At 70.3% G+C, this 23,456-nt stretch carries 21 protein-coding genes; 1 reads left to right on the top strand and 20 read right to left on the bottom strand.

Going from position 1 to position 23,456, the window contains the following annotated elements:
- Positions 1-267 precede the first annotated feature (267 nt).
- From ABD120_RS36370 to ABD120_RS36325, 10 genes are all read right to left on the bottom strand, one after another.
- Positions 268-768 carry a GNAT family N-acetyltransferase gene (locus ABD120_RS36370; protein WP_343954913.1) on the bottom strand — a complete coding sequence of 167 codons (501 nt, stop codon included), beginning with the start codon at positions 766-768 and terminating at the stop codon, positions 268-270.
- 42 nt (positions 769-810) lie between these two features.
- Positions 811-1,413 (bottom strand): superoxide dismutase, encoded by a 603-nt coding sequence (locus ABD120_RS36365; RefSeq protein WP_343954912.1) that lies wholly within the window; start codon positions 1,411-1,413, stop codon positions 811-813.
- A gap of 155 nt (positions 1,414-1,568) precedes the next feature.
- Complete coding sequence (locus tag ABD120_RS36360) at positions 1,569-1,781, bottom strand: peptide deformylase (RefSeq protein ID WP_425564095.1); 213 nt, start codon at positions 1,779-1,781, stop codon at positions 1,569-1,571.
- A gap of 64 nt (positions 1,782-1,845) precedes the next feature.
- Positions 1,846-2,859, bottom strand: coding sequence for a tRNA (adenosine(37)-N6)-threonylcarbamoyltransferase complex transferase subunit TsaD (gene tsaD, locus ABD120_RS36355; RefSeq protein WP_425564094.1), 1,014 nt, complete (start codon positions 2,857-2,859; stop codon positions 1,846-1,848).
- Between the two features lie 93 nt (positions 2,860-2,952).
- On the bottom strand, positions 2,953-3,810 hold the full coding sequence (locus ABD120_RS36350; RefSeq protein ID WP_343954911.1) for an ECF transporter S component: 858 nt from the start codon (positions 3,808-3,810) through the stop codon (positions 2,953-2,955).
- Positions 3,807-5,411, bottom strand: coding sequence for an ABC transporter ATP-binding protein (locus ABD120_RS36345; protein ID WP_343954910.1), 1,605 nt, complete (start codon positions 5,409-5,411; stop codon positions 3,807-3,809). The genes ABD120_RS36350 and ABD120_RS36345 overlap by 4 nt, the downstream gene beginning before the upstream one ends.
- Positions 5,408-6,520 (bottom strand): energy-coupling factor transporter transmembrane component T family protein, encoded by a 1,113-nt coding sequence (locus tag ABD120_RS36340; protein ID WP_343954909.1) that lies wholly within the window; start codon positions 6,518-6,520, stop codon positions 5,408-5,410. Before ABD120_RS36340 ends, ABD120_RS36345 begins: the two co-directional genes overlap by 4 nt.
- Positions 6,520-7,638 carry an ABC transporter substrate-binding protein gene (locus tag ABD120_RS36335; protein ID WP_343954908.1) on the bottom strand — a complete coding sequence of 373 codons (1,119 nt, stop codon included), beginning with the start codon at positions 7,636-7,638 and terminating at the stop codon, positions 6,520-6,522. The genes ABD120_RS36340 and ABD120_RS36335 overlap by 1 nt, the downstream gene beginning before the upstream one ends.
- A complete protein-coding gene (locus ABD120_RS36330; protein ID WP_343954907.1) occupies positions 7,635-8,486 on the bottom strand; it encodes a hypothetical protein in 852 nt (283 codons plus the stop codon). Before ABD120_RS36330 ends, ABD120_RS36335 begins: the two co-directional genes overlap by 4 nt.
- Positions 8,483-11,410: a collagen-like triple helix repeat-containing protein gene (locus ABD120_RS36325; RefSeq protein ID WP_343954906.1), complete on the bottom strand. Its 2,928-nt coding sequence runs from the start codon at positions 11,408-11,410 to the stop codon at positions 8,483-8,485. The genes ABD120_RS36330 and ABD120_RS36325 overlap by 4 nt, the downstream gene beginning before the upstream one ends.
- 620 nt (positions 11,411-12,030) lie before the next feature.
- Here ABD120_RS36325 and ABD120_RS36320 point away from each other — a divergent pair.
- Complete coding sequence (locus ABD120_RS36320; RefSeq protein ID WP_343954905.1) at positions 12,031-12,165, top strand: hypothetical protein; 135 nt, start codon at positions 12,031-12,033, stop codon at positions 12,163-12,165.
- An 82-nt stretch (positions 12,166-12,247) separates the two neighbouring features.
- Here ABD120_RS36320 and ABD120_RS36315 read toward each other — a convergent pair whose 3' ends face one another.
- The 10 genes from ABD120_RS36315 to ABD120_RS36270 form a co-directional block, all read right to left on the bottom strand.
- Positions 12,248-13,978: a tetratricopeptide repeat protein gene (locus ABD120_RS36315; protein ID WP_343954904.1), complete on the bottom strand. Its 1,731-nt coding sequence runs from the start codon at positions 13,976-13,978 to the stop codon at positions 12,248-12,250.
- 345 nt (positions 13,979-14,323) lie between these two features.
- Entirely contained in the window at positions 14,324-15,169 is an 846-nt protein-coding gene (locus ABD120_RS36310; protein ID WP_343954903.1) for an alpha/beta fold hydrolase, read from the bottom strand.
- Positions 15,166-15,678, bottom strand: a complete 513-nt coding sequence (locus tag ABD120_RS36305) for a RidA family protein (RefSeq protein WP_343954902.1) — start codon at positions 15,676-15,678, stop codon at positions 15,166-15,168. The genes ABD120_RS36310 and ABD120_RS36305 overlap by 4 nt, the downstream gene beginning before the upstream one ends.
- Positions 15,679-15,691: 13 nt before the next feature.
- Complete coding sequence (locus ABD120_RS36300; protein ID WP_343954901.1) at positions 15,692-17,125, bottom strand: amidohydrolase family protein; 1,434 nt, start codon at positions 17,123-17,125, stop codon at positions 15,692-15,694.
- Between the two features lie 16 nt (positions 17,126-17,141).
- Positions 17,142-17,966, bottom strand: a complete 825-nt coding sequence (locus ABD120_RS36295; protein WP_343954900.1) for a fumarylacetoacetate hydrolase family protein — start codon at positions 17,964-17,966, stop codon at positions 17,142-17,144.
- Positions 17,963-18,859, bottom strand: a complete 897-nt coding sequence (locus ABD120_RS36290; protein ID WP_343954899.1) for a LysR family transcriptional regulator — start codon at positions 18,857-18,859, stop codon at positions 17,963-17,965. Before ABD120_RS36290 ends, ABD120_RS36295 begins: the two co-directional genes overlap by 4 nt.
- A 4-nt stretch (positions 18,860-18,863) precedes the next feature.
- Positions 18,864-19,463 carry a flavin reductase family protein gene (locus ABD120_RS36285; protein WP_343954898.1) on the bottom strand — a complete coding sequence of 200 codons (600 nt, stop codon included), beginning with the start codon at positions 19,461-19,463 and terminating at the stop codon, positions 18,864-18,866.
- Between the two features lie 27 nt (positions 19,464-19,490).
- Entirely contained in the window at positions 19,491-21,041 is a 1,551-nt protein-coding gene (locus tag ABD120_RS36280) for a 4-hydroxyphenylacetate 3-hydroxylase N-terminal domain-containing protein (protein ID WP_343954897.1), read from the bottom strand.
- On the bottom strand, positions 21,038-22,597 hold the full coding sequence (gene hutH / locus ABD120_RS36275) for a histidine ammonia-lyase (RefSeq protein WP_343954896.1): 1,560 nt from the start codon (positions 22,595-22,597) through the stop codon (positions 21,038-21,040). The genes ABD120_RS36280 and hutH overlap by 4 nt, the downstream gene beginning before the upstream one ends.
- Before the next feature lie 381 nt (positions 22,598-22,978).
- Positions 22,979-23,254 carry a hypothetical protein gene (locus tag ABD120_RS36270; RefSeq protein ID WP_343954895.1) on the bottom strand — a complete coding sequence of 92 codons (276 nt, stop codon included), beginning with the start codon at positions 23,252-23,254 and terminating at the stop codon, positions 22,979-22,981.
- Positions 23,255-23,456: the final 202 nt, after the last annotated feature.

The raw sequence follows: 23,456 nt of genomic DNA, 5'->3' as shown, positions 1-23,456 counted from the left end.
AAACGCCACCCTGGGCGTCCCTAAAATCACCAATCGCCCGAATTAGTTCTCTGAGATCACCTCACTGTCGTGATTGACTGCATCGGAGTATCCGGAAAAGTGTCCATCGAAGTAGACTCCTCGCGCTTCGGGCATGCGTGCTCCAAGGGCGCGTCGAAAGTCAGATTCAGCCGTATACCGAACGGGGAGGAAGAGACGCGCCGAGTGACGGTTGACGCGCCCTCCGGAGCGAAATGGACGATTCAGATTTTCGGCTGATCGTGGGCCTCATCGCTCGCGGAGCATGATCATACGGTCGGGCCGGTGGAGAAGCGCGGTGCGCCAGCCCCTGCTGCGGTACAGGCCGACGGCGGCTTTGGCGCCGGGATGGGTGGCGAGCCACTTGGTGGCTTCACCGGCCGCCCGGAGTACGGCGTCGTGCAGGGATACGCCCAGTCCGTGGCCCTGAAGGGCGGGCAGGACGGCGAGTTCCTTGAGGGTGAAATCGGCGCGGGGCGGGTGGGAGGCGAGCAGGGCCAGCGAGGAGCAGCGATACCCGTAGGCGAAGCCGTACACCTGCTCGCCGTGCACGGCGAGGGCGAGGACGAAGCCGGGCCGGGCGCGGTCGGCGAGTGCGCGGGCGGCGACGGAGCGGGCGGCGGGGTGGGGCTCACGCCAGGGTGCCCGGGTGAAGGCCGAGCCGCCGATGTCGGCGAGCGCGGGCAGGAAGGCGGCGAGGTCCGGGGCGGGGACGAGGAGGATGTGTGCCTGGACGGCGCCTGCCCGCACTTCTGGACCAAGCTGATGAGCAGGCGCCGCGTTCATCGGAGGTCAGGCGCCTTTGGCCGCGGTGAAGCGGGCCTTGACGTCGTCCCAGTTGATCAGGCCCCAGAGCTTTTCGACGTAGTCGGGGCGCACATTGCGGTACTGCAGGTAGTAAGCGTGCTCCCAGGCGTCGAACACCAGCAGCGGCGTGGAGTTCATGCCGACGTTGCCGTGGTGGTCGTAGACCTGCTCGACGATCAGGCGGCGGCCGAGCGGCTCCCAGGCGAGGATGCCCCAGCCGGAGCCCTGGACCCCGGCGGTGGCGGTGGTGAGCTGCTTGCGGAAGGCGTCGAACGTGCCGAAGTGCTCGGTGATCGCGTCGCCGAGTTCGCCGTCGGGGCGGTCGCCGCCGTCGGGGGAGAGGTTCTCCCAGAAGATCGAGTGCAGGACGTGGCCGGACAGGTTGAAGGCGAAGGTCTTCTCCAGGCCGACCAGGCCGCCGAACTCGCCCTTGTCGCGGGCCTCGGCGAGCCGCTCCAGGGTGTCGTTGGCGCCCTTGACGTACGCCGCGTGGTGCTTGGCGTGGTGCAGCTCCAGGATCTCGCCGGTGATGGCGGGCTCAAGGGCCGCGTAGTCGTAGGGCATGTCAGGCAGCGAATACTGACTCATCAGCATCTCCCCCGCACGTAGTCGCGAATAGTTCGCAACAACACTAATCCAGCAAAAGAGAGTCTTCTGTGACCGGGGCGGCACGTGTCCGGATCGACGCCGTCCCCTCGGTGGCCGATGCCCCGCTCGGCCGGACAGGTGCTGCACGGCCGTTGTCACGGCTGCGCGGCGGCCTCCTGACGCTCACGGAACTCCGCCAGGACGGCCTCGCGGGCCGCCGCCGGGAGCCGGTCGAGGTAGAGCATGCCGTCCAGATGGTCGCACTCGTGCTGCAGGCAGCGGGCCAGCACCCCGGTCCCGTGGACGGTCACCGGCGCCCCGGTGAGGTCGAAGCCGTGACAGGTGGCCAGGTCGGGGCGGCCGGGCACCGACAGGCAGGCGGGGTGTGCAGCACCGGGTCGCCGACGACGGTGATGGGGTGAGCTGTACCGGTCATGAACACACCGCCTTGGTGAGAGGGGCAGAAGGATCTGCGGACAGGTCGAGCGTGGCAGGCGGGTGCCCGGCCGTCACCAGCAGGTCGCCGACCGCCGCGATCATCGGCCCGTTGTCGGTGCACAGCGCGGGCGGCGGGACGCGCAGGGTGATACCGGAGGCGGCACACCGCTCGGCGGCCAGGGCGCGCAGGCGGGCGTTGGCCGCGACGCCGCCGACGATGACCAGGGTGTCGATGCCGTGTTCCAGGCAGGCGGCCACGGCCTTGCGGGTCAGGACGTCGGCCACGGCCTCCTGGAAGGAGGCGGCCACGTCGGGGACGGACAGTCCGGGGTGCTGTTCGACCCGGCGGGCGACGGCGCTCTTGAGACCGGAGAAGGAGAAGTCGTACCCGTGGCCGAGCATGGCACGGGGGAAGGCGATGGCGTCCGGGTCGCCGGCGGCGGCAGCGCGGCTGACCGACGGGCCGCCCGGGTAGGGCAGGCCGAGCAGGCGGGCGACCTTGTCGAACGCCTCGCCCGCTGCGTCGTCGCGGGTGTCGCCGAGGTGGACGATCGGATCGGTGGCCAGGTCGTCGATGAGCAGCAGCGAGGTGTGGCCGCCGGAGACGATGAGCGCGATCGAGCGGTCCGGCAGCGGGCCGTGCTCCAGCGTGTCGGCGGCGACGTGCCCGGCCAGGTGGTGGACGCCGTACAGGGGCCGGTCCCAGCCGAGCGCGAGCGATTTGGCGGCGGCCAGGCCCGTCTGCAACGCGGTGGCCAGGCCGGGGCCGGAGGTGACGGCGATCGCGTCGATCTCGCTGGGTTCGATCCGCGCCTGCTCCATGGCCGAGCGCAGGCAGGGCACGAGCGATTCGAGGTGGGCTCTGGCGGCGATCTCCGGGACGACGCCGCCGAAGCGGGCGTGCTGCCCCATGGAGGAGGCCAGGGCCGCTCCCAGGATGCGCCCGTCGGCGACGATGCCGACGCCGGTCTCGTCGCACGAGGTCTCGATCCCCAGGACTACGGCCACCAGAACCCCTTATCGCGAATGATATGCAACTACGAAATATATGTGATCTAGAAACGGCCGAGGGCGTGGTGGGCGTCGCCCTGGGGCTCGCGCTCAGCCGTGCCTGAATCCCCGGCCCGGTGACGAGGAGCCCGGTGACGAGGAGAACGTGGGGGCGAGGCCGTAGGACGCCTTGCGTGACGCACGGCGCAGTGTGGCCAGGACCGCTGGCCCGAGAACGAGGATCGCGACGGTGTTGGTGATGGCGCGGCCGGTGTCCCAGCCGGCGGTCGAGGTCAGCAGGGTGAACACGGCGAAGCGGTGCAGGTTCTCCCATACGGGGTCGCCGGGGACGTAGGAGATGTGGCCGTCGTGGTAGGGGACTTCGGCGCCGGTGATGAACGGCCAGAACCACAGGTTCATGAGGAAGCCGAACAGATAGGCCACGATGATGCCGTAGGCGACGAGCATGGCGATCTCGGCCTTGCCGGTGACGCGGCGCGGCAGCAGCCCGGCGCCCATGCCGATCCACGCCGAGCACAACATCTGGAACGGCAGCCACGGGCCGACCCCGGCGGTGAGGAGCGCGGAGGCGAACAGGGAGGTGCAGCCGAGTACGAACCCGAAGCCGGGGCCGAAGACCCGCCCGGCGAGCACCAGTATGAAGAACACCGTCTCGATGCCGGCCGTGCCGGCGCCCAGCGGGCGCAGGGCGGCGTTCACCGCCGACAGGACCCCGAGCATGGCCAGGGCCTTGGAGTCCATGCCGCCTTCCGACAGTTCGGCGAGGACGACGACGATGAGGACGGGCAGGATGCCGATGAAGACGAACGGCGCGTCCGGCCCGTGCTGCATGCTCTGCGGCTCGACGCGGACGAGCAGCGGCCACACGAACATCATGAGCCCTGAGACGGACGCGAGCACGAGCACGGCCGCCGAGCGCGGGCCGACACGGACGGGGCTCGCCGTCATCGGGCCTCCTGGGGGAGCGCGGCCCGGACGTCGGCGACGGTCAGCCAGTCGGGGCCGAGGATCTTCGCCACCTGCGGCGCGAACGCCGGTGAGCCGCCCAGCACCTCGCGGGCCGGCCCGTCGGCGACGATCTCCCCTTCGGCCATGACCATGACCCGGTCGGCCACGGCCGCGACGAACTCGACGTCGTGTGTGGCGACGACGACGGCCCGCCCTTCGGCGGCGAGCACGGCGATCGTGGTGGCGAGCGCGGACTTCGCGTCGTAGTCGAGGCCCCGGGTGGGCTCGTCGAGCAGCATGATCGGCGGTGCCGCGGTGAGCTGGACGGCCAGCACGAGCGCGAGCCGCTGCCCCTCGGACAGGTCTCGCGGATGGGCGTCCGGGTCGATGCCGGGGGCGAGCCGGTCGAGCACGTCTCGGCACGCGCCGGGCGCGGCCTGCGATTCACGGTCGGCGGCGGCGCACTCGTCGGCGACCCGCGACAGGTACAGCAGGTCCCCGGCGGTCTGGGGGACGAGTCCGACGAGCGCGCGGGCCTGCGCGCTCGGCAGCCGTCCCGGATCGGATCCGGCTACGGCGACGGTGCCGCCCTGGCGCGGCCCCGAGCCCTGCAGCGCCCACAGCAGGGAGGACTTGCCCGAGCCGTTGCGGCCCATGAGGGCGAGCACCGTACTGCCGTGCAGGTCCAGGCTCACCTCCCGGACGGCGACGGTGGAGCCGTACCGGACCACGATGTTCCGGCCGGTGAGCACCGGTGCCACGACCGGGTCGGCCGGATCGCCGGGCGGCGCGGGCAGCGCCTCGCGCAGCGGCCCGGCCTGTCTGCGGGCCTCCCGGACGGACAACGGCAGCGGTTCCCACCCGGCGAAGCGGCCGAGTGCGACGATCGGCGGCCCGATCGGCATGTCCCGGAGCACGGCGGCCGGCGGGCCGTCCACGAGAGTCCCGTTCCCCGCCAGGTACAGCATCCGGTCGGCGAACGGGACCACCCGCTCCATCCGGTGCTCGGCGAGCAGCACGGTCGTGCCGAGATCGTGGACGAGCCGCGCGAGCGTCGCGAGGACGTCCTCGGCGGCGGTCGGGTCGAGCGCGGACGTCGGCTCGTCCAGGACCAGGACGGGCGGGTGCATGGTGAGGACCGAGCCGATCGCGACCCGCTGCTGCTGCCCGCCCGACAACTGTCGTAGCGCACGATGGCGCAGGTCGGCGATGCCGAGCAGATCGAGGGTCTCCTCGACGCGGCGCCGCATGACGGGCGGACTCAGCCCGAGTTGCTCCATGCCGTAGGCGAGTTCCTCCTCGACGGTGTCGGTGACGAATCCGGCGAGCGGGTCCTGGCCGACGACGCCGACGAGATGCGCGAACTCGCGCGGCGGGTGTGACGCGGTGTCGGCGCCGGCGACCGCGACCCGGCCTTCGAGATGACCGCCGGTGAAGTGCGGGACGAGGCCGTTGACCGTGCCGAGCAGGGTGGACTTGCCCGCGCCCGTCCGTCCCGCGACGAGCACCAGTTCGCCTTCGCCTATGGTCGCGCCGACGTTCGCGAGCACGGGCTCGGCCTGCCCGTGGTACCAGAAGGAGACGCCGGTCAGTTCGATCACGAAGGTACCCTCCCGGGGAGGTGCTCGGGCTGCGGGGTGAGGAACGCGGGCAGCGTCCCGGCGAGCACCCCGAGCAGCGGTTCCCACGACAGCAGCGGCCACGACAGCTCGATGAGCGACGGATTGAGGTTGGTCGGGTCCACGCTGGACGTCGCGAACAGCGCGAGCGCGACGGCGATCCCGCTGCCTGCGGTGACCGCCTCGGCGAGCCTCCACCGGTCGGGCCGGTACCGGGTCCGGTGGACGCGCCGACCGGCGAGCCGGAACCCGGCCAGTGCCGTGGCCAGTCCGGCCAGCAGGACGGGCAGGGCCAGGAAACGGGGCGTGCTGCCGTCGAGAGTGGCGTAGACGCCGACGCACACGCCGCCCAGCCCGACGATCATCAGCGTCCCGGTGACGAACCGGGCTCGGGGGGCGGCCGTACCGGCTCGGCCGTACCCTCGCGAATCCATCGACGCCGCGAGCGCCAGCGACCGGTCCAGCGCGTCCTCCAGCACCGGGATGACGATCGTGCGCAGCCCGTGCATCCGCTTGCCTCGGGTGCCGCCGCGCAGTCTGCGTGCCTGCCGTACCCGCAGGACGCTCTCGGCGAGCTGGGGGAACACCGACAGGGCCACGATCACGGCGGTGCCGACCTCGTACAGGGCCGGCGGCATCGCCTTCAGCAGCCGCTTCGGGTTCGCCAGCGCGTTGCCCGCGCCCAGGCAGATCACCATGGCCGCCAGCCGCAGCCCGTCGTAGAGTCCGCCGAGCAGCGACTCGGCGGAGACGGCGCCGAACAGCCGGATACCCGCCGCCCACGCGGGCAGCGGGATCTCCGGCAGGTCCAGGATGATCGTCGAGCCTTCCGCGCCGCCGAAGACGAACCGGAAGAAGACCCGGAAGGTGATGATCACGGCGCCGAGCACCAGGTACACGCGGAAGGCCATCGCCCACGGCGCCTCGGTGCGCCGGGCGATCACCACGTGGCACACCACCGCGATGATCGTGAGCAGCAGCCACGGATTCGTGGTGCGGCTCGCCGCGACGGCGAGGCCGAGCGTCCACACCCACCAGGCGCCCGGGTGCAGGTCGCGCGGCAGGAAGTAACCGGCCGAGCGGGAGCGCATCAGCCGTCTCTGGCCCGTCGCCGGCGGAGGGCGGTCAGCCAGGTCGCGGCGCCGAGCACCACGGCGGCACCGGCGGCCACCCAGGGGGCGTGATCGCTGGCGCCGGACTGCTCCTTGACGAGTGCGGAGACATCGGGAGAGTCCTCCCCGCCGACGAAGGCCACATTACGCGCCGGGTCGTCCGGGACGGACGTCCGCGCGGCCCGGGGGAGGGGGCGCGGCAGCGTGTCGCCCTTCTCCGGGGGAGGTCGCCCGGACGGGGCCGCCCTCGGGGGCTCCGGTTCCGTGCTCGGCGCGTCCCGGACGGCAGGGGACTCCGGCTTCGGACGCCGGGTGGGTTCCTGGACGGCGGGGCGCTCCGGCTCCGCGCGCGGGGTGGGGTCCGCGCGCGGCGGGGCCTGCGTGGCAGGGGGATCCGGGTCCGAGCGCGGGGACGGCGGGGGCGGATCCTGCGCGGCGGGGGCGTCCTGGGTCGGCTGCGGGGGTTCCCGGCGGGTCTCTTCGTCGCCCGACCCGGGCTGGACCGCGTTCGGGTCGTCGCTCGTGGGCGGGGGCTCCTCCGCCGCGTCGCACGAGCCGCCCTCCGTCCCGGGACGGACGGCGGCGATGCGCGGTTTCGGGTTGGTGTCGGCGGTCGCGTTCAGTGAGAACGACCAGCCCTCGAAACCGCCCGCGACGAAGTCGCGGTTCTTGACACCCCACTGGCTGTACTTCCAGGCGCAGTTGTTGCCCGCGTGCCAGTACGACCAGTACCCGCCCGCCGGCGGCGTGTCGATGCACGCCTCCCGGTAGCCCTCCTTGCCCTTCACCGGGAGTTGCTCCACCGCCGACGGACGGTTCTCGATCCGGCAGATGAACGCCTCACCCCACCGCTGCACCCCGGCGATCTGGAAGCCCGCCCCCTTCAGGGCGTCCAGGCCCGTGCCGCGCTGCGCCTGCGGATTGCAGCGCACGATCGTCGTGCCGCCGAGTTCCTGGAAGTCGACGACGACGGTGACACCCGTCCCGTCCTGGCAGAAGCCCGGTGTGCCCTTGGTCGGGTCGATCGCGGCCGCGCCGGGTGCCGCCGTCAGGGCGGTGCCCAGGACGGCGCCCAGGACGGTGGCGGGTCGTCTCACTGGACCGTCAGCGTGGCCGTGCTGTAGACGGTCCCGCCGGTACCGGTGGCCCGGATCGTGTACGTGTAGCTGCCCCTCGCCGTCGGTGTGATCGTCTTCGTGCCGCCGGGGGCCGCCAGCGCGCCGGTCCACGCGCCGCCGCCCGTCGCCGGGGCCACGGAGAAGGCGGTCAGGGCACTGGCGTTCGCCGACGTCCACGTCAGTGAGGTGCTCTGGCCCAGATTGATCTTGCGGTCGATGTCGTTCACCGACAGGGTCACGTTCGGGTTGCCCGGGTTGACAGCCGGGTTCCTCGGGGTCACGCCCGGCTCCGGGTTCGTGCTGGAGGACCTGTTCAGCGAGAACGACCAGCCCTCGAACCCACCCGGCACCACGTTGCGGTTGAGGGCACCGTAACTGCTGTACGACCAGGTCGTGTCGGCGCCCGTGGCGTGCCAGTACGACCAGTAGGCGGCGCCGGGCGGTGTGACGACGCACGCCTCCCGGTAGTTCGGGTTGGTGGGCAGCGGGATCGACTCGGTGGCGGAAGGGCGGCCCTGCAGGCGGCACACGAACCCCAGACCCCACTGCGCGACGCCGGCCACGCTGATCCCGGCGTCCTGAAGGGCCTGGATCCCGGTCCGCTGGGTGCCCGGCGCCGGATTCGGCGAGCAGCGCGTCAGTGTCGGCGCGGGGGTGCCGCCGTTGCCGTCCAGCGCCTGGAAGTCGATGACGACGGTGACGCCGCTCAGTGCGTCGGCACCGGTGCAGATGCCGTCGTAACCTGCCGCGTGCGCGGGCGTCTGCACGGCGACCGTGAGAACGGCCGGTAACACGAGCGCGCAGACTACGGCGAAAGCCCTCTTCATGCGGTGTTCCCTTCGGGAGACGGTCGGTTCGGTCGTGAGCGTGGCTTCGGCGGGTTCTCGGCCGGGCTCGTTGTGCCGCTGGTCGGACTTGTCGGACCCCCGGCAGGATTCGGTGAGTCCCCGGCCGGGTTCGGCGGTCTTCGGGAGGCGAGGCGGTGGCCGGAGTATCCGAGCCCGGCCACGGCCACGGCCGCGCCGAGGGCGTACAACGGCCACGTCGGCCACGGCTGGTCCGTCGTGGCCGCGCTGCTGCGCGCGGCCGTGGTCGCCCGCCCCACGAGGCTCGGACGGGCCGTCACCGGTGAACCGGGCAGGTTCAGCCAGGAGCGCCCCGCGACCCCGGGGGCGGCCGCGATGCTCGTCGGCAGATCGCTGCCCGTCGAGGAGCGGCCGAGTCCGCCGTCGGTACGGAGCAACGCGCCGAGCGCCTGCGCGGTGTCCTGCGTGTCGAGTCCCGCGATCCGGCGGCCCACGGCGGCGGACGCACTCAGCACCACGTCCACTTGGCCATCGGTCCGTACCAGGCCGTCGTCGGAGATACCGGCGGACAGGGCGGCGACGGCGTCCGCCAGCGCGGCGGACCGGCTCTTCGCGTTCCCCTCGGCCCCGGGAGCGCCACGAGGTCCGGCGTTCCCCTTGGCCCCGGGCCCGTCGTCTGGTCCGGCGTTCCCCCTGGCCCCGGGCCCGCCGCGATGCTCGGCGCTCAACGCGGTGATCGCGGCGGCGGTCGCGGCCGGATCTCCGCTCGCGCACCCCTCGCTGTCGAGGCTCGCCGGGAAGGACCCGTCGGAGCACTGGCTCCGCAGGAGTGCGTCGAGCGGCGCCGCGCCGGTCGCGCTCACGTCGGGCTGCCCGCTCACGTCGGGCTGCTCGCTCACGTCGGGCTGCTCGCTCGCCGTTGTCGCGAGGAGGGCCCATGCGTGCCTTTCGACCAGGTCGTCCTGATCGCCGTAGGCTCCTCTGTCGTTGAATCGGCCCTGCGCCGTTCTGAGCTGCGCGAGGCTGTCACCGAGCCGGTCGGCGGTCGCGGTGGGTTCGTTCTGTTCGTTCTGTTCGTGCTGGAGGAACCGCGCGATGACCTGGAGCTTCGCCAGCGGCCGCGCGTACGCCGCAGGAGTCTGTTCGTACGGGGCACCGTGCGCGTACGCCTGGATCGAATCGGGACGGAGCAGGAATCGCGACGCCCGGGTGACGGCCGCCGGCTGCTCACCCAGGACGCGCAGCGCGAGCACGAGATCCGCGGTCGCGTCGTAGTCGACGTAGGTCTCGTTGCCCTCGACGACCTCCACATGGTGACCGTCCACGAGTTGTTCGGCCAGGTAGGCGCCCAGCCGTCCGGAGGGGCCGACGGCGGTGGGCTCGGTCCGCGCCTGGGGCGTCGACACGGGCGCGGGGCCCGCACCGGGTGGCGGCCTCTCACGGCCGGGATCGCCACGGCGCGGCGGTACCGGAGGAGGTAACCGTCGTGTCCCTACGGGCCTCGGGAGCAGCTTGGTCGAGGGCCGGGTCGTCGGTTTCGGCTTCACTGAAGGTTTCGGCGTGGGCTTCACGCTGCCCGGCCGGAGCGTCGTCGGGGTCTCATCCGGTGACGAGAAGACCATGACGCTGTCGGGCGGGCGCACCGTCGGCGTACGGGACGGGCTCGGTGTCGGCGTGGGTGTGGGCGTGGGCGAACGGGTGGGTGTGGGCGTCGGCGTGGGTGTGGGCGTGGGTGAACGGGTGGGTGTGGGCGTGGGTGTAGGGGTGGGCGTCGGGTCTCCGCCCGGTGGCGGGCCCCTGCCCTGTGTGAGGTCGTACCATCCGATCCGGGCGAGTCCGAGCGAAGCCTGGGCGCCCGCCCGGATCCAGGTGTCCAGCCCGACGATTCCAGCGGTCCGCGCCGCCTGGTACTCCTCGGGTGTGTAGGCGATGGCGCCGATCTGGCCGCTGAGCGCGCCGGCACCGTCCCTCGCGGCCGTCGCCTGCGCGGACTCCAGGAAGGCGGTGCCGCGCGCCACCGCGTCGTCCGCGCCGCCCGCGTCCGCGAGGGCCTGGACGACGAGCCCCGTGCTGTTGGTGTTCGGCGCCTCCGTGCTGACGCCGCCACCCCAGCCGCCTCCGGGCTTCTGGTTCGCCTTCAACCAGCGCACGGCCGCGTCGATCGGCCCGTCGAGCCCGGTCGAGCCGGCGTGCCGCGCGGCCAGCAACGCCGACAGCGCCAGGCCCGTGGCATCGCCGTCGGGCGCGGACTGTCCGAAAGGCTTGCCCTCGTCGCAGGTCGAGAGCTTGTTGCCGGTCGGCGTGACGTGATCGCCGGTCTCGCTGGTGGGGACGTAGCCGAAGAAGATCCGGAAGTAGCCTTCCGAGCACTGCTGCTTGATCAGCATGTCGATGGCCGGCCTGTCGTTCGCGCCGGCACCCGCCAGCCCGATCACGCCGAGGGCCTGCCCGAACATGTTCGCGTTGTTCGTGACAGAGTCCGCCAGTTCGGGCTTCTTGGAGTAGTCGCTGATGCGTCCCTTGTCGGGACCCGACCGCATGATCGCGCCCTGGGTCTCCGCGACCATGTCGTACCCGCCGAAGGCACGCGGGTTCCGCCCGGCGACCTGAGCGGCCACCAGCACCTTGGCCGTGGCGCCGCCGACGATCACCGCGTCGTAGCCCATGCCGGGCACCAGGCCGTCCCAGGTGAAGTAGTCGCTGGCGCGCCGTCCGTCGTCCAGATAACGGGCGATGGGGGTGGCGAGTTCGCCCTCCCCTCCGGCACGCAGGGCGAACAAGGTGTCGATCATGAGCCCGTGGTCGGGCAGCGCGCCGCCGAGCGGGTTCTGCAACGTACCGTCTGGGGCGAGCTGGCGGGATAACCAGCGCGCGTTGCTGCGCGCGGCCTCCGCGTCGGCCGCCGAAACGGCTGCGACAGGGCCGAACAGGACGGCTGCCGCCACGATGCCGACTACAGCGGACAGCACCGCGACGCCCGACCGTCGATGTCTACGAAAGGTGCAATCCACGCCTCGTCCTTTCGCGTGAGAGAAAGGACGGTGGGCACCTACTGGCCGACCGTGTCCGCCCCTGCTTCTCGCGACAGTGGTCTGACATCACCGCCCACAGGATGGACCCGACTCGCCACCTTCCGGTGACCTACGGTTGCGCGACAGCGCCGGACTTTGACCGGCTTCCTCACTGTGGACAAAGCTATTAAGTTTGGACAAACAGGGTGATCGTAACATCGCCTGCCTCATCCGGCGAGAGCCGTCGGCTCGGAATCCGATCTCAATGGCCCGGAGGCTGACCGCGCCGGGTCGTGGCACCCAGGGCGGGGTGGCGGACACCGGCCGTGTACACGCCGCCCGAGCGTGACGGACTGCCAGGTGGTCCCGTCGTCGGTGCTCGCCCAGAGCTTCAGCCCCACGATCTTCGGCATCGCGGCGGTCGAGCGCGAGTGGTACGCCTCCACCTGGAAGGTGTGCTGCACCCGGCCTTCACACTCTCGGCCGCGTCGCCACCGAGCGCGTAGCTGACGAAGACCGCCGGGGTCGGCCGGCGGTTCTCACCCCATTCCTCGATGAAACCAGGAGTTGCAGGAGACGCCCGGCTGCGTCGCGTCAGCGGCGGGCGGGCGGTGAAGGTCCACTCGACGTCGTTCACGGCGTTCTCGGCCGTCAACCGGTTGACACCCTCGGAGCTCGGCAGCGTGTAGCGCGGCGCGTTGCCGGTCGGCGGCTCGACGCCCTCACGGGCGATCTCCCTGTCGGAGGCGGCGGTCGGCTCGGGGAGCGGCGTCAGGTGGACAGGGCGCGGTGGCAGCGGGCCAGTTCGGTGCGCAGGTCGCGGCGCAGCGCGCGGTCCAGGCCGGGCTGGGCGAGGGCGTCGGCGAAGTCTCGCGCCGCCTCCTCCCAGCGGCCGAGCCGCGCCAGCGCGGTGCCCCGGTTGTAGCGCGGCTCCGGCGCCGACGACAGCGCCACCGCCCGGTCCAGGTCGGCGACGGCCGCACCCACCTCACCGCGCTCATACCGTACGGCCGCGCGGTTCGTCCACGCCTCCACCAGCCCCTGATCCCCCGCGAGCGCCTGGGTGAACAGCTCCTCGGCCGGCTCGCCGCGTTCGGAGCGGATCAGCCCGAGCGTGCACAGCAGTGCCGGCTCCGCCGGAGCCAGCGCCAGCCCGGCCAGCGTATGACGCTCGGCCGGGTCCGGTTCGCCGCGCTCCAGGTGCGCGTTGACCAGGGCGATCCGGGCGTCGAGATGCCCCGGATCGATCGCCAGCGCGTGCTCCAGATCGGCGCGGGCCCGTTCGGCGCGTCCGCGTTCCAGGTTCAGCACCGCCCGGTTGTAGTACGCCTCGGGCAGGTGCGGTCCCAGCTCGATGGCCGTCCCGTAGTCCTTGATCGCCGCCTGGGTACGGCCGGCCGTACGGTGCAGGGCGGCCCGGTCCACGTAGTACTCGCTGTTGCCCGGATCGTGGGAGATCACGGTGTCGAGGTCGGCCAGCGCCCGCTCCGGGTCGCCGAGCGCCAGGTGCACCTGCGCCCGGTTGTGCAGCAGCCGGGCCAGGTGCTGCGGGCGCTCTCCCGGCCCGAGGACCTGCGCCAGCCTGGCCAGCCCGTCCTCGACCAGCCGCAGTGCCCGGTCGGCCGCGCCCGCCTTGGCGTCGAGCAGCGCGATCCCCTGTTCGTAGAAGACGGTGGAGACCACCGCCTCCCGCTGATCGGTGACGCCTTCGGCCAGCTGGAGCGCCCGCTCCAGCCAGTGCCGCGCCGCTTCAGGGTCCTGGTCGGCACGCGAGAGGTGCCGGGCGTACAGCATCGCGGTCGCGTACGCCGCAGACATGTTGATCTTCGGATCGGTGGTGGCCGCGCGCGCCTCGTCGTAGAGCGCCAGGGCCTCGTCCGCGCGGTCCAGCGCCGCCAGCGCCGTGGCGAGGCCAGTCGTGCAGGCCCACCACTGCCGCAGGTCGCCGTCGGGGGTGACGGTGGCGCGCCCGTGCTCGGCGACGCGGGCGGCGTGGTGGTAGAAGCCGCGGGCCAGGCTGTCGCCGAGGGCGGCGCGGACGGCGTCCGGCGTCCCGGGCGGTTCGGGCTCGGCGGGGCCGCCGTCGCGCAGCTCCAGTTTCAGCTTCAGGTTCAGGTTCAGCGAGGTGGGGTCGAGGCGCTTGAGCAGGGTGTCGAGGAACTCGGCGGTGGTCTCGTCGGCGTTCGCGACGTGCTCGAAGGTGACGGTGACCGGGGCGCGCAGGCTGCCCGCCCAGGCGGCGGTGAGCTCGGCCGCGCCGTACGCGAGACATGCGGTACGGCGGGCGGGATGGAACCGGATCGGCTCCTCCTCGGCGGCGGGCCGGGCGGCGCGGTCGAGCCAGGGGGCGATCGCGTACAGCTCGACCCGGTGCCGGGCCGCCAGACGCGGTCGATCGGCGGCGACGGCGGCGAGGAACTCGGCGACCCCGGCGTAGGGCCCGTGGCCTCGGTGGCAGTCGTAGCGGGTCACGACCACGCCGGGTGGTGCGGGGGCGGGCACCCGAGAGCGCCCGCCGTATCAGCACCTACCAGCACCACTCGACCCAGAGTCGGCGGGCGCTGGACAGCAGACGCTGCGTGCTCTTCCGGCGGATGGTCATCTTCTTCATGGGCGCCTCCCGGGGGGTGATCCACTTCAAGATGCCCAGAGCATAAGCCGACATTTCCGAAATAGGTAGACCGAAATTCGTCGGCTTCGTGCGGGCCGGCACGGACGACGGCAGGACGTGGCTCCCGAAGAAGCGGGGCGGCCCCTGCACCGCGACCGATTCTGGTCGACCGCTGTCTCACCGGAAGCCCTCTACCCTCACGCACCTCCTGGCACCCGAGCGATTGCGCCGGCTTGTCAGGCCCTCACCAGGGAGTCGTCGAGGAACCGGAGGATCTCGGCGCAGAAGACCTCCGGTTGCTGCAGGTAGGGCATGTGACCGACGCCGGGCAGAACGACGGACGACATTCGAGGCGCCCCCCGAGAGATGCGTTCGCCTATCTCCAAAGGGATGGAACGGTCGTCCTCGCCCCAGATCTGGAGCACCGGCAGCGTCTGGGTGAGCGTCGCCAGCGACGCGGCCAGGGGACGGGCGTCCAGTTCCGCACGGATCATGGCGGCGACGCGGGCGAAGGCACGCGGCGTCCCGGGGAAGGTGACGATGCGATACTCCTCCTCGACCATGGCTTCCAGGTCGGCACCGCGCAGCCCGGTCATGAAGCTCAAGCGGGCCCGCACCGCCTCGCGTCCGATCTGCGGCAGTCGTTCGGCGAGTCTGTCGCGCAACGTCGAACCGAGCGGGGACACGCCTGTGGGCGCGCACAACACCAGAGCCGCCAACTGTGGCGCGTCCAGATTCGCATGGAGGTCGAGCGCCGTGCGAAGCGCGAGTTGCGCGCCGAACGACGTGCCGACCAGGGTGACCGATGATCCCTCGGTATGACGGAGCAGGATGTCGCAGAGGAAGGCCGAAAACCCCGCCACCGTGTAGTCGAAGCCGTCCGTACGCGCGGCGAACCCGTGCCCGGGCAGATCGACCGCACGCACCCTGTACCCGGACCGCGCGAGTGGTTCCAGGCATGATCGCCAGCGGTCGGCGCGGCCGCCGATCCCGTGCACCAGCCAGATCTCACGCGGCCCGTCCCCGGACTCGATGATCCGGCTCTGGTAGGCGCCCGTTCCCGTGGGATAGGAGATGATCACGACTGGTCGGTGCCTGTCTCCCGGGATGTCGATTCGTCGGTGATGACCGCGTCGGCATCGATCTCGATCAGGGCGTCCGGCCGCACGAGCGCGGCCACGCGGACCAGTGTGCTGGCCGGTTTGCGAGTTCCGGTGAAGTACGCGCGCCGGGCGTCGTGGATGGCCTCGAAGACGTCCTTCGTGAGAGGCGCGCACACGTGCACACGTACCCGGGTGACGTCGTCCATCGTGCCGCCGATCGAGCGAAGGACGGACTGGATCTTGTCGAGGACCGCGGTGGTCTGCAGGGAGACCGCCTGCGCCAGCTCGCAATCCGCGGTATCGGCATCCGTGCCCGTGTGGCCAGAAACAGCGACAAAGGTGGCAGATCCGACACGGACCAGGCTCGCCGGTGCGTAAGTCAGTGCTTGGGCGGGGACCGCCCCGTCGTCGAAGCGGAATCCGTGCGCCTCCTCGACCGGGACCGAGTCCTGCCGGGTCACCTGAGGTGCTTCGGGAGATGCGGACATGGTTGTCCTCCTGTCAGTCGCCATCGATCACGGCGTCGCGCTGAAAGCGGTCCACCGTCTGGTAGATGTCAGCGAGATCCGGATCCCTGGCCGCGAGGGGATCCGGCTCGGCGGACAGTGGTATGCCGTCCAGAAAGTCGCGGCGTAGGACGACACCGTTCGACATCGTCAGTGAGCGCAGGTTGTGCCAGCGGCGTTCCTGCTCCTCGGGCGGATCCGCGACCGGCCGTCCACCCTGGATGACGGTGGCTATGCCGCCCGGCCGCAACAGGACCGAAAGGTCCCGAAGGGGATTGCCGTTGAGCAGGAGAAGGTCGGCGATCGCACCGGCTCGGGTCGTGCCGAGCCGTCCCGCCAGGCCGAGGGACTCGGCCGGACCCGTCGTCGCGGCCCGCACGGCTTCGACGGCCGACAGTCCCGCGAAGTCACGCAGCAACTGCAGCTCTCTCGCGTGCCATTCGCCGTACGGCGTGACCGCGAAGCCGCTGTCCGTCCCCACCATGAACCTGACGCCGGCGTCGCGCGCGTCGTGAAGGGTCTGGGCCGTTCGGTCCAGCATTCGCTTGACGCTGTCGCGGGTGTGCGCCTCGACGCCGACCTTCTCGCCGAAGTCGGCGAGATTGGCCAGGAGGAGCAGCGTGGGGACGAGCGGGATCTTCGAGGCGGCAAGCTCCTCGATGACCTCGGGGGTCATCGAGTTGCCGTGCATGATCCAGTCCATGCCTGCACGTACGGCCGCCGACACCTCGGCCGATCCTCGGGCATGAATCGTGATCTTGCGATTGAGCTGATGGGCGAGGTCGGCGGCGGTGGCCATCTCGCCGTCGGTGAACGCCTGGTACTCCCCGTAGGGGCTGTCAGCCAGCTTGATCAGGTCGACGCCGTTCTTCACCTGGTGGCGGATCTCGGAGATTATCTCGTCGGTGGTGTTGGTGAGCACGCCGATGCTCCCGTGCGGCACGCCCACGTCGTCGGGGTACCAGTCGGTGAGCCCGTTGCTCGTCGTGAGGTAGCGGCCCGCCGTGTGCATGCGCGGCCCCTCGATGAGCCCGCCGACCAGCGCCTCCCGCAGTCCGACGCCGATGTAGTAGCTGCCCCCGGGCTGGGAGATCGTGGTGAAGCCGGCCCGCAGGACCTTGCGCAGGTTGGCGGCGGCTATCAGGGTGCGCATCTCCACGCTGGTGTAGAGGTCCTGCGCTTCCTGGCTGTAGCTCTCGCCGTACGTCATGTGACAGTGCATGTCGATCAGCCCGGGTGCCACGTACTTCCCTCGGGCGTCGATCGTGTCGATCTCCTCGCCGCGTGGCACCTCCTGGGTCAGGTCGATGCCCGGCGCGACTTTCACGATCGTGGAGCCGTTGATGAGGACGTCGTGGTCCGGAAGCACGCTGCCGGACTCGATGTCGATGACGTGGCCGTTGGTGATGACCGACCAGGATCTCGTCATGGTTGCTCTCCCGTGTTCACGTGTCGGGGCCGGTACGGCAGCGGTTCACACAGCTGCCGATGCCGGTCGCCGAGGTCCGGATGGTGTCGCCGGGACGCAGGAAGGTCGGCGGCGTGGCCGCGGCGCCCACACCTCCCGGCGTCCCGGTGGCGATGATGTCGCCCGGACGCAGGGTGACGACCCGGGAGAGACAGGCCAGCAGCCGGGGGACGGGGAACACCAGGTCGCCGGTTCGGGTGCGCTGGCGGACGACGCCGTTGACCTCGCAGGTGATCTCGATGTCCACGTTTCCCGCGTGGTCGTGCGGCAGGTCCTCGGGTGTCACGACGACGGGGCCGAGCGGTGTGGTCCGCTCGAAGTTCTTGCCCAGGAACCACTGGCTGGTACGGCGCTGCCAGTCTCTCTCCGTCACGTCGTTGATCAGCGTGTACCCGGCGACCGCCGCACGGCACTGCTCGTCCGAGGCGTCGCGGAGATCGGCCCCGACGATGACCGCGAGCTCGACCTCCCAGTCCATGGCAGCCGAGTGGGCCGGCAACACGATGTCGTCGTACGGACCGATCGTCGCGCTCGGCAGCTTGAAGAAGATCGTGGGATGTTCGGGGACGCTACGGCCCATTTCCTCGATGTGGTGTCGGTAGTTGTGGCCGACGCAGAAGATCCGTGTGGTCTCGTCGGCCGGATTCAGCATCACGGGGTCCACGACGACGTCCGCGGCGGGCTGCCGGTCCGCGCTCATGAACAGGTCGCCGAAACGGGTCGCGGCCAGCGGTGTCGCGCCGTCCTCGCTGATGGATGCGATGCGCGGGCCGTTCTCGGTCAGGACCCTGGCCAGCCTCACGGGGTCTCCTCTTGTTGTGCGGGTCGCATGATGTGTTCCAGAAGGGCCTGGGCCGCGGGATTGGCGGAGTCCCGGCGGACGATGTAGCGGATCGGCAGGGTGAGGCTGTCATCAAGGGGGACGATGACCACGCCGTTGCCGGGGTCCGCGCCCATTTGCGCGGGCACGAGCCCGACTCCATCGCCCAGTGCCACCCGGGCGAGCACACTGGGGAAGGCCACCTCTTCGGCGGCGATGTCCAGCGTGCGTCCCGCGTTCTCGAAGCGCGCGATCAGCTGGTCGTGGACGGCCCGGTGCCGGCTTCTCGGCACCACGATGAATCGTTCGTCGAACAGCTCATCGATGCGAACCGAGCGGCGTCGGGACAGGGGGTGATCGAGAGGCAGGGCGACGCCGAGGACCTGGTCCGCGACGTGGTGGCTCAGGTACTCGCTCTCGCGTGGTGGCAGCGTGGTCAGGAGGGCGTCGAGCGCGCCGGTGTCGAGCAGCGGGAACAACTCGTCGGCGCTTTTCACGCTCACGTCCAGACGGAACCGAGGCCAGTCCCGTTTGAACGCTCGCAGCCGCGACGGCAGGTCACTGGCCACGATCGAAGACGACAGCCCGATGCCGAGGGTGCCGGCGTACCCGCGCGACAATGCCTGGGCCTCGGATTCCAGCCGGGCCACCGCGGCGAGCACGTTCCGCGCCCGGACCAGTATCGTCGCACCGGCCTGCGTCAGCTCGACCGAACCGCCTCCGCGTGTGAACAGCTTCGTACCGAAGTGTGTTTCCAGCCGTGCGACTTGCTGTGACACTCCGGGCTGGGTGGCGTGCAGCGCTTGCGCCGCTCGTGCGAAGCTCTTGTGCTCCGCGACCGCGACCAGCGTCTGTAGCAGCCGGACGTCGAACATCGGCTCACACCTCTCCGGCCCTGGGCTCGCCGCCGGCCCGGTCGTGAACGCGCGGCCGGTGTCCGGGTTCGGCGAGAGACGACGATCCGGCTGACCGGTCGAGGTCGACGCTGAAGAAGCGCCGCGCGGCGTAGGCGAGCCCTCGCCGGGGAGTGGCGCGCACGATGTCGACGACGGCGCAGATGAACAGTTCGTGGGTGCCCACCGTCATGGAGTGGTCCACGCGGCAGTCGAAACTCGCCAGGCAGTCCGCCAGCAGCGGCGTGCCGGTCGACCCGCGTGTCCAGCGCGCGCGGGCGAACCTGTCGATCATCGACCGGCTGCCCCGTCCGGCGAATTCGTCGGCCAGCGCGAGCTGGTCGTAGCTGAGGTTGTTCACCGCGAGGACGCCGCTGCGGCTGATCACGCTGTGCGCATAGCTTCGGCGGTTCAGGCAGACCAGCAGGCTGGGCGGCGCATCGCTGATCGCGCAGATGGCCGTGGCCGTGATACCGGCGTCGCCGTGATCCCCGATGGAGGTGACCACGTGGACGGAGGACGCGGCGAAAGCCATCGCCTCGCGAAAGGCCAAGCCGGTCGGCGGCGGTTCGTGCGGATTCGTCATCTGACTCACCCCTTCCGCGTCCATCGGTCACCCCTGAGGGGCGGGGTCGGCCCACGGACGGGCCCGCCAGCCGTGCTCGTCGTACTCGTCCATGCACTGCTCGACGAGGGCGTCGAGCCCCGCCATCACGCCTGATCCCTGGGCGGAACGCAGGCACTGCAGGCGCACTTCCTCGTGGTTTCCGGCGTAGTTGCGTTCGTACAGCTCGTGTCGGCCCGCGAACTCGGTGCCGACCGTGTCCCACAGCAACTTCATGACCTTGATCCGCTCGGCGGCGGTGATCCCGTTCGAGCCTCGGACGTAGCGCTCCAGATACGGGCCGACCCGGTCGTCGAGGAGGTCCGAGCCGGACGACGGCAGGTAGATCAGGGCGGATGCGACGACCTTGTGCACGATCTCCCGCACCCGAGGGAAGGCGTCAGGGGCGAACACCCGATAGGCGAACGCCGCTTCCCTGCTGGGGAGCACGGTCCCGTCGATCCACGGCTCGGCCGAGCCGGCCATGGCGTCCGACAGCGCCCAGAACATGTTGCGCAGGGCGACGATCTCGCCCAGCAGGGCCTGATTGCCGCGGAAGACGTCGCCGCCGGTGGTCTTGAGGGCTCGGGCGACCAGGCCGGCCATGAAGTCGAGTTTCACGGCGTACCTCGTGCAGCCCTGCAGGCAGAAGCCCTGCATGAATCCGGACTCACGATAGAAACGTCCGGTCCTGTCCACGTCCCGGTAGACCAGGACGTTCTCCCAGGGGACGAACACCCGGTCCAGCACGAAGATCGCGTCGTTCTCGTCGAACCGGCTGGAGAGCGGGTGGTCGAACGGTGAACCGGCGTTGCCCTCATAGGACGAACGGCAGATCAGCGTGCAACCCGGGGAGTCCATCGACAACATGAACATGAGTGCCATGCTCGGGTCCGCGCCGTCGGACGATCCGCTCTGCCCGACGAAGCTGAACTGCGACAGTGCCGCCCCGGTCGCGACCACCTTCGCGCCGGAGACGATGATGCCGCCGTCGACCTCCTCCTCCACCCGGACGTTGACATCACTGACGGTGCCGGTCGGCCGGCCCCGATCGACGGGCGGGTTCACGATCGCGTGGTTGATGAACGGCACCGCCTCCTGCGACCAGCGATGCCACCGGCGCGCGTTCTCGGCGAACCCGCCGTAGAAGTTCGCGTTCGCGCCCAGCGTGTTGGTCAAGGCGGCCTTGAAGTCCGGCGTACGCCCCATCCAGCCATAAGTCATCCGGGACCAGGCCGCGATGGCGTCACGCTGCGCACGCAGATCCTCGACCGAACGCGCCGGCTTGAAGAAGCGGTGCGTGTAACCCTCGTTGCCGGTGTCGGTAGGAGTGGTCAGCGTCTCGCGGTGCTCACCGTCGTGCAGCGCGTCGTACAGCCGCGCGATCGACCGCGCGGCGTTGCGGAACGCCGGGTGCGTCGCCACGTCGGTGACCCGCTCACCGTTGAGGTAGACGGTCCGGCCGTCGCGCAACGACTTGAGGTACTCCGCTCCTGTGAACGGCCTGGACCGATCACCGCGATGAGTGTCCGGCGGCGTCACCGCTGTCTCGGAGGTCACATCTGGTCCTTTCCACTGCGGGGAGGGAAGAGGTGGGCGTCGTCGTGAAGCCCCGCGGCCTCGGCGACGGCACCGTCACGCACCAACGCGTTCGCCGAGGTCACCGCCTGGGCGAACTCCCAGTCATCGGCCATCGACGGCACCTGGCTGCGGATGAGCCGACGCACGTTCTCAAGCCGGTCCGATGAACGCAGACCGGCGTGGTGGTCCATGCCCTCGGTCGCCGCGAGCAGTTCGGTCGCGACGATGGCACGGGCGTTGTGCGCCATGTCCAGCAATCTGCGCGCCCCGTGGGTCGCCATGGAGACGAAGTCCTCCTGGTTGCCCGCGGTCGGAATGCTGTCGACCGACGCCGGATGCGCGCGCTGCCTGTTCTCCGCGGTCAGGGCGGCCGCGGCGATCTGCAGGCTCATGAATCCGGAGGTCAGGCCGGTTCCACCGGTGAGGAAGGCCGGAAGTCCGCTCAGCGAGGAGTCGATGAGAAAGGCGATGCGGCGCTCGGACATGGCTCCGATCTCCGACAGCGCGATCGCCAGCATGTCGGCCGCGAACGCGACCGGCTCCGCGTGGAAGTTCCCGGCTGAGACGACCTCTTCGGTCTCGGAGATCAGGAGCGGATTGTCCGAGACACTGTTCGCCTCGATCTCCAAGGTGGTGCGCGCGTGCTCGATCAGGTCCAGGCAGGCCCCGAGCACCTGTGGCATGCACCGCAGGCTGTACGGGTCCTGGACGCGCACGCCGACGCTGGCCGTCCGATAGTCACCGGATGCGAGCAGCGCTCTGAGGACGGCGGCGGTGCGTACCTGGCCCGGATGCGGCCGCAGCGCCTGGACGGCATGACCGAACGGAGCGGCCGAACCGAGCGACGCCTCGACGGACATGGCGCCGGCGGCCAGGGCGGTCGCGAGCACGTTCTCCGTCTCGAAGAGCCCCGCCAAGGCGAGCGCGGTCGAGACCTGCGTCCCGTTGAGCAGCGCCAAACCCTCCTTGGGGCCGAGGACGAGCGGTTCGATCCCGGCCATCCTCAGGGCCTCGGCGCCGGTCCGTACCTCACCGGCGAACGTCGCCTGCCCTCGCCCGATCATCACGGCGGTCAGATGCGCCAGGGGAGCGAGATCCCCGGAGGCACCGACCGAACCCTGCGAGGGAATCACCGGGAGAACGCCGCGATCGAACATCTCGATCAACGTGTCGACGACGACGGGCCGAACACCGGAGGCACCGTGGGCCAGCGCCGCCACCTTCAGGGCGAGCACCAGGCGCACCACAGAGTCCGCGAGCGGCTGCCCCACTCCGACCGTGTGGGAGAGCACCAGGTTTTCCTGCAACCGCGTCAGATCTGAGGACTCGATGCGCTTGTCCGCCAGCCGTCCGAAGCCGGTGTTCACGCCGTAGATGGGGGTACCCGACCCGAGCAGGCGCTCGACCAGCTCATACGAGCGCTCGACGGCGTGCCGCGCGGACTCGCTCAGGCCAAGGACAACCGGACCTCGGCCGAGGTACAACTCGCGCCAGCCCGCGAGTCCATTGCTTCCAGGACTGATGTTCAAGAGCACTGGAGGTTCCTTCGATCAAATGGGACGATCGGTGCACCTCATCGTCAACCAGCGCAGCCCATAAAGACAAATAATGTTCTGCAGCTTCTCCATCACGAAGATTTATCGGCGCTGCCCTGGATGGTCCCGGATGATCAGCGGACCCGGCGGGTGTCCCGGCCGCGATCGGTGCCGGGTTCTTCGACATCGACAGGTCGCCGCAGCGCAGGTCGTAGGACGCCTTGCACGATGCGCGGCGCAGTGTGGCCAGAAGCGTCGGCCCGAGCACGACGATCGTGACGCTGTTGGTGACGGCGCAGTCAGACGGTCATGGCGCTGTTGACCACAACGGGTCGTACGCCGTCGTCGAGGGTGACGGCCGTGACCAAGGGGGCCTTCGCGTCAGGGCCGTAGCCGCACTGCTGCTTCGATGCGACCGCCGATCCCCACGATTGCAAGAACGATTGCCAGAGGGGCGAAGCTCTCGGTTCCGTTGAATGCCGAGAGAAAACCAATGATCCCTGCCAGGAAGATCAATACGCTACTGACTCCACGAACCACATAGCCGTTATTGCGGGATTCGCGACGCGGAACGATGGTGCGCAGAACTTGCATGGAAGGTTCCGTGCCGCCAGATCCACCAATCTGTTGCGAGGGCTCATCTGGTAGATTTCTCATGAGGCTAGCATGTCATGGCATTGCCTTTGACTGGAAGGCGCAGCGAGCATGTTCAATTGCTACGAGAAGTATGGCGTCAGAATATCGAGACGCTCTCTTCGGTCCGGCAGACATGCAACGCCGACTGGCGCACCCCCACTGAGGTGATCTCAGAGAACTAATTCGGGCGATTGGTGATTTTAGGGACGCCCAGGGTGGCGTT

The sequence above is a fragment of the Nonomuraea longicatena genome, from assembly GCF_039525605.1.
Lineage (GTDB): Bacteria > Actinomycetota > Actinomycetes > Streptosporangiales > Streptosporangiaceae > Nonomuraea > Nonomuraea longicatena.
The sequence above is the reverse complement of the archived record's forward strand: the minus strand, read 5'-3'. Positions and strand labels throughout refer to the sequence as shown.